Annotated in this window: 13 protein-coding genes; 8 read left to right on the top strand and 5 right to left on the bottom strand. The window is 72.7% G+C overall.

The genetic code is table 11. The annotated features are described in order from the left end of the window. Positions 1 to 66 precede the first annotated feature (66 nt). Positions 67 to 996, top strand: a complete 930-nt coding sequence (locus IH48_RS33480) for a hypothetical protein (protein WP_051840142.1) — start codon at positions 67 to 69, stop codon at positions 994 to 996. On the opposite strand, the gene hemC is transcribed toward IH48_RS33480, so the two are convergent. Continuing rightward, complete coding sequence (hemC, locus tag IH48_RS0119190; protein WP_030905701.1) at positions 983 to 1,915, bottom strand: hydroxymethylbilane synthase; 933 nt, start codon at positions 1,913 to 1,915, stop codon at positions 983 to 985. The genes IH48_RS33480 and hemC overlap by 14 nt on opposite strands. A 555-nt stretch (positions 1,916 to 2,470) precedes the next feature. On the opposite strand from hemC, the gene IH48_RS0119185 reads away from it, so the two are divergent. Next, entirely contained in the window at positions 2,471 to 3,754 is a 1,284-nt protein-coding gene (locus IH48_RS0119185; protein ID WP_030905698.1) for an acyl-CoA thioesterase/BAAT N-terminal domain-containing protein, read from the top strand. Positions 3,755 to 3,789: 35 nt separating this feature from the next. Here IH48_RS0119185 and IH48_RS0119180 read toward each other — a convergent pair whose 3' ends face one another. Genes IH48_RS0119180 through pdhA form a run of 3 tightly spaced genes read right to left on the bottom strand, consistent with a single transcriptional unit; the run spans position 3,790 to position 7,575 of the window. Continuing rightward, positions 3,790 to 5,289, bottom strand: a complete 1,500-nt coding sequence (locus tag IH48_RS0119180; protein ID WP_030905695.1) for a dihydrolipoamide acetyltransferase family protein — start codon at positions 5,287 to 5,289, stop codon at positions 3,790 to 3,792. A gap of 13 nt (positions 5,290 to 5,302) precedes the next feature. Continuing rightward, positions 5,303 to 6,283 (bottom strand): alpha-ketoacid dehydrogenase subunit beta, encoded by a 981-nt coding sequence (locus IH48_RS0119175; protein ID WP_030905692.1) that lies wholly within the window; start codon positions 6,281 to 6,283, stop codon positions 5,303 to 5,305. A 2-nt stretch (positions 6,284 to 6,285) separates the two neighbouring features. Next, a complete protein-coding gene (gene pdhA / locus IH48_RS0119170; RefSeq protein ID WP_030905689.1) occupies positions 6,286 to 7,575 on the bottom strand; it encodes a pyruvate dehydrogenase (acetyl-transferring) E1 component subunit alpha in 1,290 nt (429 codons plus the stop codon). A 340-nt stretch (positions 7,576 to 7,915) separates the two neighbouring features. Here pdhA and IH48_RS0119165 point away from each other — a divergent pair, with 340 nt between their 5' ends. The 3 genes from IH48_RS0119165 to IH48_RS0119155 all read left to right on the top strand — a co-directional run bounded on the left by IH48_RS0119165 (position 7,916) and on the right by IH48_RS0119155 (position 10,205). After that, the gene (locus IH48_RS0119165; protein ID WP_030905686.1) at positions 7,916 to 8,584 is read left to right on the top strand and encodes a response regulator; all 669 of its coding nucleotides are present in this window, start codon (positions 7,916 to 7,918) and stop codon (positions 8,582 to 8,584) included. A gap of 97 nt (positions 8,585 to 8,681) precedes the next feature. Continuing rightward, on the top strand, positions 8,682 to 9,155 hold the full coding sequence (locus IH48_RS33475) for a pyridoxamine 5'-phosphate oxidase family protein (protein ID WP_030905683.1): 474 nt from the start codon (positions 8,682 to 8,684) through the stop codon (positions 9,153 to 9,155). 3 nt (positions 9,156 to 9,158) lie between these two features. Next, the gene (locus IH48_RS0119155; RefSeq protein ID WP_030905680.1) at positions 9,159 to 10,205 is read left to right on the top strand and encodes a phosphotransferase; all 1,047 of its coding nucleotides are present in this window, start codon (positions 9,159 to 9,161) and stop codon (positions 10,203 to 10,205) included. Between the two features lie 41 nt (positions 10,206 to 10,246). Here IH48_RS0119155 and IH48_RS0119150 read toward each other — a convergent pair whose 3' ends face one another. After that, the gene (locus tag IH48_RS0119150; RefSeq protein ID WP_030905677.1) at positions 10,247 to 11,944 is read right to left on the bottom strand and encodes a protein kinase domain-containing protein; all 1,698 of its coding nucleotides are present in this window, start codon (positions 11,942 to 11,944) and stop codon (positions 10,247 to 10,249) included. 463 nt (positions 11,945 to 12,407) lie between these two features. Between IH48_RS0119150 and IH48_RS0119145 the strand changes: the two genes are divergently transcribed. From IH48_RS0119145 to IH48_RS0119135, 3 genes are all read left to right on the top strand, one after another. Further along, positions 12,408 to 14,111, top strand: a complete 1,704-nt coding sequence (locus tag IH48_RS0119145) for a Stk1 family PASTA domain-containing Ser/Thr kinase (protein WP_030905674.1) — start codon at positions 12,408 to 12,410, stop codon at positions 14,109 to 14,111. A 43-nt stretch (positions 14,112 to 14,154) separates the two neighbouring features. Continuing rightward, the gene (locus tag IH48_RS0119140) at positions 14,155 to 14,586 is read left to right on the top strand and encodes a hypothetical protein (protein ID WP_051840138.1); all 432 of its coding nucleotides are present in this window, start codon (positions 14,155 to 14,157) and stop codon (positions 14,584 to 14,586) included. Positions 14,587 to 14,883: 297 nt separating this feature from the next. Beyond that, entirely contained in the window at positions 14,884 to 15,546 is a 663-nt protein-coding gene (locus tag IH48_RS0119135) for a PadR family transcriptional regulator (RefSeq protein ID WP_051840135.1), read from the top strand. Positions 15,547 to 15,555: the final 9 nt, after the last annotated feature.

The raw sequence follows: 15,555 nt of genomic DNA, 5'->3' as shown, positions 1-15,555 counted from the left end.
GGCGCGGGCCATCACGCACCCGGTCACACCTGCCGGGCCCCCACCTTGACTCTCAAGGAGAAGCAATTGCCCCTCCAGCGCTCAGTCGTACGCAACTTCCTCGACGCTCCCGGGCTGACCTCTGCCGACCTGTCCATGGTCTTCCTGATGAGAGAAGACGACGACACAAGGCCACGGCCGTTGCCCACACTGACCGTGAGTGAGGTGCCCGATACGGTGCGGGCTCTCGAATCCCTCGGCGTTAAATCGGTGAAGATCTTCGCGGGCTCCAGGGTCAGGGACGCCCAGGCGTCTCAGGGCTTTTCTCCCATCGGCCTCATGTCCCGTGCCATCGCTGCCGCCAAGAAGACCGCTCCCGACATGCTCGTGATGACGGAGACGTGCGTCTGCTCGCACAACGACTCGGGCGAGTGCTGGCTCACCGACGAACGCGGGGGAATGGGCCTGTCCAGAACAACCGCGAACTTGACTGTCCAGGCTGTGATGCAGGCCGACGCCGGTGCGGATATCGTCGGGCCCGCCGCGATGATCTCCGGATCCGTTCGCGCCGTCCGTGAAGCACTCGACGCGGCAGGGCACAAGGCGGTGGGCGTCATGCCGCACCTGATCTTCGAGTCGTCCCTCTACCAGGGGTACAGGCAATCGATGGGCGCTGTTCCCCGCTCGGGCACCCGTGCGTTCCAGATCGATCCCGGCCGACCCGAGCGGGCCGTCCATGTGGCGCGGGAGATGGTCGACGAGGGCGCGGACGCGATCCTCACCGAGCCGGCCCTCCACACCGTTGACACCCTCGTGCACCTCAAGGACAAGATCCCTGTCCCTCTGGTGCCGTTTTCGGTGTCGGGCGAGTACCTGCGCCTGACGGACTGCCGCGACGACGGCAGGCGAGACGTGAAAGGCCTGATCGAGGCGTACACGGTTCTCAAGCGTGCGGGTGCCTCCCGGATCATCACCTACGGGGCCCTGGATCTCGCGCGCGAGCTCAGAACGTCCTGATCGACCTCAGGATGTCGGCTGCGCCCTGAGCGAGGAGATCTGCCGCGATGGACACGCCGAGCTTTTCGGCGTCGTCGATCGGTCCTTCTCCTGCCGCCGTAACCTGCTGGGCACCGTCCTTGGAGGTCACGGCGGCGCTGAGGGACAGGGCACCGCCAGGCTCGACTCGGCACCAGGCTCCGACCGGGACGGAGCAGCCTCCGTGCAGTTCGGCCAGCAGTACGCGCTCGGCTCGCACGCATGCGTCCACCTGTGTGTCTCCGGTCCATGCCAGCAGTGCGGCAACTGGAGAGCCGGCACGGACCTGGATGCCGAGCGCGCCCTGACCGGGAGAGGGAGGGAAGACAGCGGGGTCGAGCTCCTCATGGGCCTCCGGCATCAGGCCGAGGCGGTGCAGGCCCGCTGCCGCAAGGATCACCCCGTCAAGGCTGCCCTTTGTCGTCCGGGCGAGCCGCCCGGGAACGTTCCCCCGAACCGGCACAACCTCCAGGTCCGGCCGTAGGGCGAGAAGCTGGCCGACGCGGCGCGGTGCTCCAGTGCCGACCCGTGCGCCTTTCCGGAGGCCTGCCAACGTCGATCCGCACAGCACGTCGCGTACGTCCTCACGCGGTCCTGGAGTCGTCAGAAGGATCGTGCCCTGATGCACGGAGGTGGGGAGGTCCTTGAGCGAGTGCACGATCACATCAACCTGCCCGGTGACCAATGCCGCTTCCTGGTTCGTGGAGAAGGCGCTGCCGTCCGCTGTCCTGGCAACCTCGGCGAGGGTCGAAGTCACACGGTCACGGTCCCCGCCTTCGAGGATGATCTGTCGCTTGAACGTCACCTCCGGAAGTCGCCGGGCGACAGGCGCGAGCCACTCGGCGACCTGCGTCCGAGCCAGCCTGCTGGCTCGGGAACCGACGCGTACCACATCACTCATCCAGGCCAACCTCTCGCCGTGTCAGGCTTGTTGGCGGCCCATCGTACGTCCGTCGAAACCACGCGCTTTCCGACAGATTGTCACCAAAGGAACTACATCGCGGACGGACACCTTGGCCGGCGGTCCTGGCCGGAGCCTCACGCGTCTCGCTGACAGCTCTTGCCCCTCGGGAAGGCGCGGGGAGGGGGCGGCCCGCGCGAATGCGCGCTCGAAGCGGCCGCCCCCGGACAGCACGCGGGCGGCACGACGCGGCGGCGGGCGTGTGGGCCCGGCGCGATGCTCGCCTGCGCTGTCCCGCAAGGCGCGCCGCGAGCGGGGACTCACCGTCCCCCGCGGTGCGCCTGACCCGGTCCCGGCGGACCTTCGGGGTGCGCCTTGCTCGAACCAGTGTGCCTACGTGCCGCCCGACATGCCATCGAATATCCGGCACGGCCGCCCGGCTGCCCCGCGGTTGCCCGCGGCTGCCCCCGCGACCCCCTGTTGCGCCCGGTGGTGCCGAGACGAGAATGAAGCGCGCGGCATGACCGGCCGCGTGGGGCAGGGGGGTTGGTTGGCATGCAGCGTTGGATACGAGGGCTCGTCGCGGCCGCTGTCGTCTCGGCGGGTCTCACCGGGTGCTCCTCCGCGAGCGGCGGGGGCGGCGGCACGCGGCCCGTGATCCGGGTGGACAGGGCGGCGGCGCTCGCCGACCAGCCCGTGCACCTGCGGATCACCGGCCTGTCCACGTACGGCACCGTCACGGTGCGCTCGGAGGCCACCGCGTCCGACGGCTCCGTGTGGCACGGCGACGCCGTCTTCACCGCCGACAGTCACGGCACCGTCGACGTGGACGGGCAGGCGCCCGTCTCGGGGACGTACCACACGGCCGACGGCATGGGTCTGTTCTGGTCGATGGTGCCCCCGAAGGGCGACCCGGACACGACCACGTTCGGCCGCGGCCTGCCGCAGGCCGGCTCTCCCGCCTACCGGGTGCGCCTCACCGCGAAGGAGCAGGGCGCCCCGGCCGCGAGCCGCACGCTCACCCGCAGGTGGGTCACGCCCGGTGTGCGGTCGAGGAAGCTGACCCTGGCGCACGACCACGTCGTCGGGGAGCTGTTCCTGCCGCCCGAGGGAGCGCCGCGCGCCGCGCCCGTGCTGGAGTTCGGCGGCAGCGAGGGCGGCAACAGCTCGGTCTGGGACGCGGCGCTGCTGGCCTCACGCGGCCATCCCGCCCTCGCCCTGGCCTACTTCGACGAACCGGGGCTGCCGAAGGAACTGCGCGACGTGCCGATCGAGTACTTCGCGACCGCGGCGCGCCTGCTCGCGGCCCAGCCATCGGCCGACCCGTCGTCGCTGGTCGCAATCGGGGGATCACGCGGCAGCGAGGCCGCGCTGCTGCTCGCGCAGCACCTTCCGCGCCTCGTGCACGGCGCGGTGCTCCTCTCGGGGTCCTCCATCGTCAACCCGGGCTTCCCGCACGGCGGGACGGCCTGGACGCTCGGAGGGAAGCCCGTGGCCGAGGGCCCCGTACTGCTCGGACACGTCAGCGGGCCGATCCTCGACATCGTCGGGCTCGACGACCAGGTGTGGGCGTCGCCGCGCTATGCGCGGAGCCTGCGGGACGAGGCGCGGCTCGACGGCGACCGGTACCCCGTGCGCGTGCTCGACTACGCCGGCGCGGGGCACGGCGTGGGGACGTCCCCGTACACCCCGCCCACCACCGGCACCCGCCCGTCCGCGAACGGGACCGGACTCAGGCTGGGCGGCAGCAGGGCGGCGGACGCAGCGGCGAGCGAACGGGCGTGGCCGCGGATCCTCGCCTACCTCTCGGGCGAATGGGACGGGGGCGGCAAGGGCTGAGACACGCCCCTGCCGCCCCCGCTGTCCCAGGGGGCCTACGCCCAGGTGATCAGGCGCTTCGGGCGCTCCAGGATCGCCGCCACGTCGGCGAGCGCCTTCGAGCCGAGCTCGCCGTCGACCAGGCGGTGGTCGAAGGAGAGCGCCAGCGTGGTGACCTGACGCGGCTTCACCTTGCCCTTGTGCACCCACGGCTGGGGCTTGATCGCGCCGACCGCGAGGATCGCGGCCTCGCCGGGGTTCAGGATGGGCGTGCCCGAGTCGACGCCGAAGACGCCGACGTTGGTGATCGTGACCGTGCCGCCTTGCATGGCGCCGGGGGTCGTGCGGCCCTCGCGCGCCGTGGACACCAGGTCGCCGAGCGACGCGGCGAGTTGCGGGAGCGTCTGCTCGTGCGCGTCCTTGATGTTCGGCACGATCAGGCCGCGCGGGGTCGCGGCGGCGATGCCCAGGTTCACGTAGTGCTTCTGGACGATCTCCTGGTTCGCCTCGTCCCAGGCGGCGTTGATGCCCGGGTTGCGCTTGATCGCGACGAGCAGCGCACGCGCGATGAGCAGCAGCGGGTTGACGCGCAGCCCCGCCATGTCGCGGTCGGACTTGAGCTCCTCGACGAGCTTCACGGTGCGCGTCACGTCGACCGTGACGAACTCCGTGACGTGCGGCGCGGTGAAGGCGCTGCCGACCATGGCCGCCGCCGTCGCCTTCCGCACGCCCTTGATGGGCGTCCGGGTCTCGCGGGCCCCGGCGGGGGCCGCGGGCGCGGCGGGCTGCTCGGCCGCCCGGGCGGGAGCCGCCGACTCGGGCGCGGTCTCGTGCGCGGGCTCGGGTTCAGGTACGGGCGTGGTGCCGGTTCCCGTCGCTGCCCGCGCGGCCGCCGCGTGCACGTCGTCGCGGGTGATGATCCCGTCGGAGCCGGTCGGCACGACGGCCGCGAGGTCGACGCCCAGGTCCTTCGCCAGCTTGCGCACCGGCGGCTTGGCCAGCGGCCGCTCGCCGGCCGGAGCGGGCGAGGGGGCGGGTTCGGGTGCGGGGGCAGGCGCGGCCGGGGCCTCGGGCGCGGCCGGGGCCTCGGGCGCCGCCGGGGCCACAGGCGCCGCCGCGGTGGTCGCACCGCGCCGCGGCCTGCGCTTCGTGGACGACTCCGCCACCCCGTAGCCGACGAGCACGGGCGTACGGGCGGGGGCCGCGGCGGCCTCCTCCGTCCCCGCGGCGCCGGACTCGGCGGACTCCTGCGCGGCCTCGGCCGCCTCAGGGGCAGCCGGCGCGTCCGCGCCCGCCACAGCCACCGAGATGATCGGGGCGCCGACGTCGACCGTCGTGCCCTCCTCGAAGTGCAGCGCGCGCACCACGCCGTTGTAGGGGATCGGCAGCTCGACGGCGGCCTTCGCCGTCTCCACCTCGCACACCACCTGGCCGTCCGTGACGGAGTCGCCGGGCTGTACGTACCACTTGAGGATCTCCGCCTCCGTGAGCCCCTCGCCCACGTCCGGCATCCTGAATTCGCGAGCGCCCGCGGCAGCGGACGTGTCAGTCGTCATCGTGCGGCTCTCCTCAGTACGCCAGCGAGCGGTCGACGGAGTCGAGCACCCGGTCGAGGCCGGGCAGGTACTCGTCCTCCAGGCGGGCCGGCGGGTAGGGCGAGTGGAACCCGCCGACCCGCAGCACCGGCGCCTCCAGGTGGTAGAAGCACCGCTCCGTGATCCGGGCGGCGATCTCCGCGCCCGAGCCGTAGAAGACGGGTGCCTCGTGCACCACCACGAGGCGGCGGGTGCGCTCCACCGACGCCTGGAGGGTGTCGAAGTCGATGGGGGACATCGACCGCAGGTCGACGACCTCCAGCGACTTGCCCTCCTCCGCGGCGGCCGCGGCCGCCTCGACGCACACCTTGACCATGGGGCCGTACGCGGCGAGCGTCAGGTCAGTGCCCTCGCGGACGACCTTCGCGCCGTGCAGCGGTCCCGGGATCGCCTCCGTGTCGACGTCGGCCCTGTCCCAGTAGCGCCGCTTCGGCTCGAAGAAGATCACCGGGTCGTCCGTCTGGATGGCCTGCTGCATCATCCAGTACGCGTCCGACGCGTTCGAAGGCGAGACGATCTTCAACCCGGCGACGTGCGCGAACAGCGCCTCGGGCGATTCGCTGTGGTGCTCGACCGCGCCGATGCCGCCGCCGTACGGGATACGGATGACGACGGGCATCTTCACGGTGCCGAGCGAGCGGGCGTGCATCTTGGCGAGCTGCGTGACGATCTGGTCGTACGCGGGGAAGACGAAGCCGTCGAACTGGATCTCGACGACGGGACGGTACCCGCGCAGCGCGAGCCCGATGGCCGTGCCGACGATGCCGGACTCGGCCAGCGGGGTGTCGATGACCCGCTCCTCGCCGAAGTCCTTCTGCAGGCCGTCCGTGACGCGGAAGACACCGCCGAGCTTTCCGACGTCCTCGCCCATGACGACGACCTTGGGGTCGGTCTCCAGCGCCTTGCGCAGCGATTCGTTGACCGCCTTGGCCAGGGAGAGTTTCTGCACGCTCATGGTCACTCGCCCCCCTGGGCCTGCGCGTCGGCGCCGTCGTCGAACGATGCCTGGTAGGCGGCGAACGCCTTGCGCTCCTCGTCCACCTGCGAGCTGCCGTCCGCGTAGACGTTGTCGAAGATCGCCATCGGGTCCGGGTCGGGCATGGCGCGCACGGTGTCGCGCACGTGCTGCCCGAGGGTCTCGCTCTCCTGCTCAAGGGCGGCGAAGAAGGCGTCGTCCGCGTGCCCCTCGCGCTCCAGGTACCTGCGCAGCCGCAGGATCGGGTCCTTCGCGGCCCACGCCTCGCGCTCGTCGTCGGAGCGGTACTTCGTCGGGTCGTCGGAGGTGGTGTGCGCGCCCATCCGGTACGTGAACGCCTCGACCATCATCGGGCCCTCGCCACCGCGCGCGTGTTCGAGCGCGGCGCGGGTGACGGCCAGGCAGGCCAGCACGTCGTTTCCGTCGACGCGCACGCCGGGGAAGCCGTAGCCGCGGGCGCGCTGGTAGAGCGGCACGCGGGTCTGGCGCTCCGTGGGCTCGGAGATGGCCCACTGGTTGTTCTGGCAGAAGAACACGACCGGCGCGTTGTAGACGGCCGAGAACGTGAACGCCTCGGCGACGTCGCCCTGGCTGGTGGCGCCGTCGCCGAAGTACGCGACCACCGCGGAGCCCGCGCCGTCCTTGGCGACGCCCATGGCGTAGCCGGTGGCGTGCAGGGTCTGCGAGCCGATGACGATCGTGTACAGGTGGAAGTTGTTGCTGTTGGGGTCCCAGCCGCCGTTGTTGACGCCCCGGAACATGCCGAGGAGGTTGACCGGGTCGATGCCGCGGCACCAGGCGACGCCGTGCTCCCGGTACGTGGGGAAGACGTAGTCGTCGTCACCCAGGGCGCGGCCCGAGCCGATCTGCGCGGCCTCCTGGCCGAGCAGCGAGGCCCACAGGCCCAGCTCGCCCTGGCGCTGGAGTGACGTCGCCTCGCCGTCGAAGCGGCGGGTGAGCACCATGTCGCGGTACAGGCCGCGCAGCGTGTCGGGCGTCAGGTCGGCGACGTAGTCGTCGTAGTCGGGGCGCGCGATGCGCTCGCCGTCGGGGCTGAGCAGCTGGACGAGGTCGTCCTCGCGGTGCTCGCCGGCCGCGGCTCCCGCCTTCGCGGCGCGGCCCTTGGCGGCCTTGGCGCCTTTGGCGCCAGCGGCGGCCTTGCGCTGCCCCGAGGCACGGGTGCCGGTGCTCTTGCGCGGCTGCCCGCCCTTGGCGGTCTGCGCCGGTTCACCGCTTCGCGGTTTCCGCGCGGTGGTGCTCTCCACGGTCACGTGCGTGTCCCTCCGTCTTTCCGGCCACCCGGGATCCGCCGGGTACCAGTGCGGCTCCGTCCGGGTCCCCGGCCGCACGGGGTGTGTGCGGCGGCGGATGGGCCCAGACGTGACAGGTGCCCCGGCGAGCACCTTCGAAAAGGCACGTTACCCAGAGTGCAGCCTGACCGCGAAACCCTGGTTGACCTGCGATTTTCCTTGGATTTCCAAGTAAATCGGAGGGCCGGGCACGCAGTCGCTGGTCAGGGCATCGACAACAGCCTCGCAGGCTGCCGGGACAACGGCACGTTATCCCGGCGCTTCGGCGGCAGGGAAGGGGTGAATGTGTGACACTTCGATTGTGGGAGAAACCGAAGGAAAAGGCGCAATTACGGTATTCCTGCTGGACGACCACGAGGTCGTCCGGAGGGGCGTCCACGAGCTGCTGTCCGTCGAGGAGGACATCGAGGTCGTGGGCGAGGCGTCCACGGCCGCCGACGCGCTCGTGCGCATCCCCGCGACGCATCCTGACGTGGCGGTGCTCGATGTGCGCCTGCCTGACGGCAGCGGCGTCGAGGTCTGCCGCGAGATCCGGTCGGCCGACGAGGACATCAAGTGCCTGATGCTGACGTCGTTCGCGGACGACGAGGCGCTCTTCGACGCGATCATGGCCGGGGCGTCCGGCTACGTGCTCAAGGCCATCCGCGGCAGCGAACTGCTGACGGCCGTGCGTGACGTCGCCGCAGGCCGCTCGCTGCTCGACCCGGTCGCCACGGCACGCGTGCTCCAGCGGCTGCGGGACGGCGACAACCCGCGCACGAACGACAAGCTGTCCGGGCTCACGGACCAGGAGCGCAAGATCCTCGACCTGATCGGCGAGGGGCTGACGAACCGCGTGATCGGCGAGCGGCTGCACCTCGCCGAGAAGACGATCAAGAACTACGTCTCGGGGCTGCTGTCCAAGCTGGGCATGGAACGCCGCTCGCAGGCGGCCGCGTACGTGGCGCGCCTCCAGGCGGAGAAGCGCTGACGCGGACGCCGGGCCCCGCTTACTCGGGACCTACGGCCCCTCTTCTCGGGGCCGTCTCCTCTGTCGGAGCGGCGGATCGGTGACGCAGGGTGGTGACATGCCCACCGAAGCCCCCGACGCCACAGAGGCCACCACCCTCCTGGCGCGCGTCCCCTACGGAAGGCTCGCGGCGACCCTGCGTGCCATGCCGTTCGTCGCACCCGCACGCCACGTCGTCCTGCCCGGCGCCCTGCTCCTGCGCATGCACGCGGGGCTCGGCTATCACCGCGCGTGCAGCGGCAGCGTCGTCGCGTACGGCGCGGACAACCTGGCCCCCGGCGCCGGCGCGCCGGACACGGAGCCGCGGTGGTCGGTCCAGTGCATCGGCACCGCGGTGACCGTACGGCCGACGGACGAGGAGAGCGCGCTGTTCGGGCCCGAGCCGCTGCTCGTCGACGGCGAGCGGTTCGACGCCGTCTACCTGCGGATCATCCCCCAGCTGACGTCCGTGCACAGGCTGCTGCCCCGGCGGCCCGGAGAGCGCGCGGACGGGGAGCGATCAGGCGAACACGCAGCGTCAACTACCATCTGACGCGTGCCGTGCTCATCTGCAACTCTCGTCCCACCCGTTCCAGGACCGCCGCTGCGCGCCCTGTTACACCGCTACCGGATCGCGGGCGAACCCGTCTCGTGCGAACCGGTCACCCAGGGCCTGCTCAACCGCGGCTACCGGGTCGCGACCACGCGCGGCGCGTACTTCCTCAAGCACCACCTGGACGGCGACCCCGAGGCGATCGTCCGCCAGCACCGCGCCACCCAGCGCCTCCAGGAGCTCGGCGTGCCGGTCGCGCCGCCCGTGCAGGGCGCGGGCGGTGACACGGTCGCCGTCATCGGGGGCCGCTGCTACGCGCTGCACCCCTGGATCGACGGCAGGCACCGCGACGGCGCGCAGCTCACGGTGCGCGCCTCGCGGCGCCTTGGCGGCCTGCTCGGCCTCGTGCACACCTGCCTCGACCATGTGATGGGCGACGGCGTGACGGGCGGCACGCAGCCGCAGGGCGCCGCGCACGGGAGCAGGGACCCGGCCAGCACGTTCCAGGAGATCACCGAGCTGCTGGCGCTGGCGCGCGGGCGCTCCCCCGGTGACGCCTTCGACGAGCTGGCGGTCCACCGCCTCGTCGAGCGCAGGGAGCTGCTCGAACGCCACGCGCACCGCAGGCCGCCGCCCGGCGCCGAGCCCGCCACCGGCTGGGTGCACGGCGACTTCCACCCGCTGAACCTGCTGTACCGGGGCGTGGAACCCGCCGCGATCGTGGACTGGGACCGGCTCGCGGTCCAGCCGCGCGCGGAGGAGGCCGTGCGAGCCGCCGCGATCTTCTTCGTCCGGCCGACGGGGGAGCTGGCGCTGACGAAGGTGCGCGCGTACGCGACGGCGTACCGGCGGGCGGCCGGCGCGGACGCGCACGAGCTGGCGGCCGCCGTGCACCGGGTGTGGTGGGAGCGGCTGAACGACTTCTGGGTGCTGCGCTGGCGCTACGTGCGCCACGACCGCAGGGCCGACCCGCAGTTCGCGGCGGTTTCGGCCCTCGCGGTGTGGTGGACGAAGGAGTACGAGGCGGTACGGGACGCCTTCACGTCCTGACGCCGGACGGGCGGGCGCCGCCCTCAGGGCGTCCCGCCGTGTCAGCCGCCGAGCGTGCCCGCGACCGCCTTGCCCGTCGGACCGGCGCCCGCGCTGCCGCCGTTCGCGCTGCCGCTGCCCGCGCTGCCCGCGCTGCCGCCGCTGTCGCTCGCCCCGCCGGTGTCGCTGCCCGCGCTGCCGCCCGTGTCGCTCGCCCCACCGGTGTCGCTGCCCGCACTGCCGCCACTGTCGCTCGCCCCACCGGTGTCGCTGCCCGCACTGCCGCCACTGCCCCCGCCCGTGGAGCCGTCGCCCGACGTGCTGGTGCCGGACGGCGTCGGCGCGCCCGAGGACTTCTGGTCCTGGGAGTGCGTCGGGCTCGGCTGCTGGTCGGTCGACGAGTAGCCGGAGCCGCCCTGGTCGCCGCCGCTCGTCGAGTCCTGCGCCTGCCCGGTGTCCTGGGACGTGTCCGAGGGCGTCGGCAGCTTGGACCCGCGCGGCTGCGAGTAGGTGGGCGCCGGGTTCCGGTTGTCCGGCTGCTTGTCGGTGCCGCTCATGCTGTTCAGCGCGAACGCCACGCCGCCGACGATGGCGACCAGCGCCAGCGCGACGAACAGCAGCATCTTGCCGCGCGTGCCCTGCCGCCCGCTGCCCGCCGCACCGTTGTAGCCGGTGTAGCCGCCGTCCTCCGGGTTGATCGGCGGCAGCATGGGCCGCTGCGCCGTCTCGCCGTACTGCCCGTACCCGGCGCCCGCGCCCATGGCCGCGGTCGCGCCCGTGCTGCCGAGCGCGGCCGTCGTCGCCGGGCCCTGCGGCAGCACGGCCCCGGTGTTCCACGTGCCGGTGAACCCGCCCTGCTGCTGGAGCATCTGGAGCCCGTACTGGACGAGCCCGCGCATCTCCTCGGCGCTCTGGAACCGGTCCTCGGGCTCCTTCGCCAGCGACCGCATCACCAGCCCGTCCAGCTCGGGCGGGCAGTCGTGCGAGACCTCGGAGGGCGGCACGGGCGTGTCCTGGACGTGCTGGTAGACCACCGAGAGCGGGGTCTCCCCGACGAACGGCGGACGCTGCGCGAGCAGTTCGTACAGCAGGCAGCCCGTGGCGTACAGGTCGCTGCGGTGGTCGACGGCCTTGCCGAGCGCCTGCTCGGGGGAGAGGTACTGGGGCGTGCCCATGACCATGCCCGTCTGCGTCATCGTCGACTGCGCGCCGTGCAGCGCGCGGGCGATGCCGAAGTCCATGACCTTGACGGCGCCGCTGTCCGTGATGATCACGTTGGCGGGCTTGATGTCGCGGTGCACGATGCCGTGCTGGTGCGAGTAGGCCAGCGCCTCCAGCACACCGGAGACGATGATCAGTGCCTGCTCGGGCGGCGGCGCCTCCGCGTTGAGCAGCAGGTCGCGGATGGTGCGGCCCTCGACGAGCTCCATCACGATGTAGGGGACCTTGCGGCCGCCCACGATGTCCTCGCCCGAGTCGTACACCGCCACGACCGCGTGGTGGTTGAGCCCGGCGACCGACTGGGCCTCGCGCGTGAAGCGCGCCTTCGCGACCGGGTCCTCGGCCAGGTCGGACCTGAGGAGCTTGACGGCCACGGTGCGGCCGAGCCGCACGTCCTCCGCGGCGAACACCTCCGCCATGCCGCCTCGGCCCAGGCGGTGCGTCATGCGGTACCGGCCGTCGCCCACCAGCCCGCCGATGCCCCAGGAGTCCCCAGCATCCGGCGTTGCGCCGCCGCCTGCTTCGGGTTCGGGTGCCATCAGTCCTCGCCGTCGTCTTCTGTCCGCGGCCCGTCGCGGGCCGTTCGCCGCGCGTGCTTCACGGTGTGTGTGGAATGTCGTGGGGGGAGTCGCGGGTGCAGTGCCGTCCCGCCCGCTGCTGCGGTCACGCTACAGGGTTCGCACGGCGCCCCGGGCCCGGACGGACCGGCCATCAAACCCGCCGGCGCGGCCCCTGCGCAAATTACGTGCTTCTTCTGTGGCCCTTCCGTGTGGCCTTCCGTGCGGCCTCCGGTGCGGCCTACCGGAAGCGTTGCTGTGCGTACGGTCACGGAACGGGGACCCCAGCTTGACGTGTCTGCGCCCTCCGGCAGACTTGGCGCGTAACGAGGGGATCGGATGGCCGATTTCCCACGGCCACGGTCACGCGGACGCGGTCGCCGCGCCCGCGCTCCGGACCGCCCGGGGCGCCGTGCGGTGACCGCGCCCCAGGGGGAGCACAGCCATGAGTCAGGACGGCGCGCACGGCGGCGACGGGGTTCCATCGGCGCCGGGCGGCGGTGGGCCGGGAGCATCACTCGCGGGAGGCCGCTACCAGCTGCGTGACCTGCTGGGACAGGGCGGGATGGCGTCGGTGCACCTCGCGTACGACGCCGCGCTCGACCGGCGGGTCGCGATCAAGACGCTCCACTCGGAGCTCGGCAGGGAGCAGTCGTTCCGCGAGCGCTTCCGCCGCGAGGCGCAGTCCGTGGCCAAGCTCTCGCACACCAACATCGTCTCGGTCTTCGACACCGGCGAGGACGATCTCGGCGGCGCGCCGATGCCGTACATCGTCATGGAGTACGTGGAGGGCAAGCCGCTCGGCTCCGTGCTCCAGGCCGACGTGGCGCAGTACGGCGCGATGCCCGCGGGCAAGGCGCTCACGATCACGTCCGACGTGCTGGCCGCGCTGGAGACCAGCCACGAGATGGGTCTCGTCCACCGGGACATCAAGCCCGCCAATGTGATGGTCACGCCGCGCGGCGTGGTGAAGGTCATGGATTTCGGCATCGCACGCGCCATGCAGTCGGGCGTCACGGCGATGACGCAGACGGGCATGGTCGTCGGCACCCCGCAGTACCTCTCGCCCGAGCAGGCGCTCGGCCGTGGCGTGGACGCGCGCTCCGACCTCTACTCCGTCGGGATCATGCTCTTCCAGCTGCTGACCGGGCGGCTGCCGTTCGACGCGGACTCGCCGCTGGCCATCGCGTACGCGCACGTCCAGGAGGAGCCGCCGGTCCCTTCGTCCGTCAACCGCTCGCTGCCGCCGGCCGTCGACGCGCTGGTGGCGCGTGCGCTGCGCAAGAACCCGAACGAGCGCTTCCCCGACGCGGCGGCGATGCGCGCGGAGTGCCTGCGCGTCCTCGCTGCCACCGGGCAGGGCGCCGCGCCCGCGATCGTGCAGGGCGCGCCGCAGGCGAACAGCGGCTCGGGCGTGGGCTCCGCGGTGTTCCCGCCGGTGGACCAGGCGCTGTCGGGGCCGGGGCAGCAGGTCGCGGGGCAGTCGGGCGCGGGGCAGCCCGCGTCCGGTCAGCACACACCGGCCGCCCCGTACGCGCAGCCGGGCCCGTACGGCTCCCCTGCGCCCTATCCGGGCCCGTACGGCACTCCGCCGCCGGGGCAGCAGGGGTACGGGTACGGATACCCGCAGGGGCAGCAGGGCGGCCTGCCGCCGACCCCGCCGCCGTACACGATCTCCTCGCAATCGGGCGGCGCCGGCGGCCCCGGCCGCAACCGGAAGCGGAGGACGGCGCTCGCCATCGGCGCGGCGGTGGTCGTCCTCGCGGCGGCGGGCGGTGTCGTCGCCGCACTGAACTCGGGCGGGGGCTCCGGCGGCGACCAGGCGTCCGGGAAGTCCGGCACGGGCCCTTCGACCGCGGACTACCGGCCCCCGGAGCCCAACAGGACGATGCGGGACGACGCCTGCACGAACGCCTACAAGGACTACAACGACGCGACGAAGGTCGACGCACCGGACTTCCGCTACAAGGACATCAGGTCGGTCAAGGCCTGCATGAACAAGGTCGGCTGGAAGGTGAACGAGACGGACGTCGACAACGGCGCGTACGCGGACGGCCAGGTGCTCGAACAGCACCCGGCACCCGGCGACCCGGTCGACCCGAAGGAGCAGACGTTCGACCTGGAGGTGTCCACGGGCAAGACGGGATGATGCCCGAGATGCCCGTTTCGTAGCCTTGTGTGACGCTGGTCCGGTGATTCCAAGGCTGCGCAACCCCTGCGCGCTGGCCGTCGCGTCGGTGCTTCTCGCCGCGCCCGCCGCGTGGGCCGACGGCTCCGGCGGAGCGGCGGCCCAGCGGTCCCCGTCCCCGCATGCGACCGCCTCGCTCGCCGGGCGCGCGGCCGGCGCGGGCACGGAGCGCCCGGGCAGGCCTGCCGGCCCGGCGGCGTCCCACGGCAGTACGGGGGACGCGCCAGCGAGCGCGTCGCCGTCGCGGCGGTCGCCGGACGCGCGGGCGTCGCGGGACACCGGCCCCGCGGACGCACAGGACGCACGGCGCCCGCCGGGCCGCACGGAGGCGGCGCCCGCCTCCGTGCGGCCTGCCTCCGTGGCCACCTTCGGCGCGGGGATCACGCTGCTTGGCCTCGGGCTCGCCTTCATCGCCCTGCGCCTGCGCCGCCGCTGACGCGCTCCCGTCTCGCTGCCGTCGTGTCGCTCGCGTCGGCCGACCCGGGCGGAACAGGCACGCCGAGCGACCGTCGAGTCCGGCCCGCCTCGCGAGAAGGGGCCCGGGCGGCGCCGCACCCCGCCGGCGCCGTGTAACGGCCTCGTCCCGACAGTTGCCGCGCCCCCACGGTCGCCGACCGCCCCACCGCACCCGCACGACCTGCGCTTTTCTCCCCCTCGTACGACCTGAGTCGGATGCCCGGCCTCCGCCGCAAGAGGGTTGCCGCCATCGGCATACCGGGTATACATACTGAGTATGTCGATTCGCCACGGGCTTCTGGCCCTCCTCGAAGAGGGCCCTCGGTACGGCTCACAGCTGCGTTCGGAGTTCGAGAGCCGCACCGGCGCCACCTGGCCGCTGAACGTCGGGCAGGTCTACACGACCCTCAGCCGGCTCGAACGTGACGGCATGGTCGTCCAGGAGGGCCCCGACGGCGCCGGCCACCCGCTCTACGCGATCACGGACGGCGGGCGGGACGAGCTCGCGTCCTGGTTCCGCACGCCCGTCGACCGCGCCAACCCGCCACGCGACGAGCTCGCGATCAAGCTCGCCATGGCGGTCGGCGCGCCGGGCGTGGACATCCGCGAGGTCATCCAGGCCCAGCGCCACCACACCCTGCAGGCGATGCAGGACTACACCAGGCTCAAGGCGCGCGCGCTCGAACCGCCGCCGGCCAGCCGCGACGAGGTGGCCTGGCTGCTCGTGCTGGAACAGCTCATCTTCCAGACCGAGGCCGAAGCGCGCTGGCTCGACCACTGCGAGGCCCGCCTCGTCCGGCTCTCGCTGCTGCCGAAGGCGCAGGAGGGCGACATGCGCGCCGTGCCGACCGCACCGCACGCGCCGACCACAACGCCCGCGCCCGCCGAATCGCCCGCACCCGCCGTGCACGCCGCCGACGGGCCGCCGTCCGCGTCCTGACCTCGCCCG

The sequence above is a fragment of the Streptomyces sp. NRRL F-5126 genome, assembly GCF_000721265.1.
GTDB lineage: Bacteria > Actinomycetota > Actinomycetes > Streptomycetales > Streptomycetaceae > Streptomyces.
The sequence above is the reverse complement of the archived record's forward strand: the minus strand, read 5'-3'. Positions and strand labels throughout refer to the sequence as shown.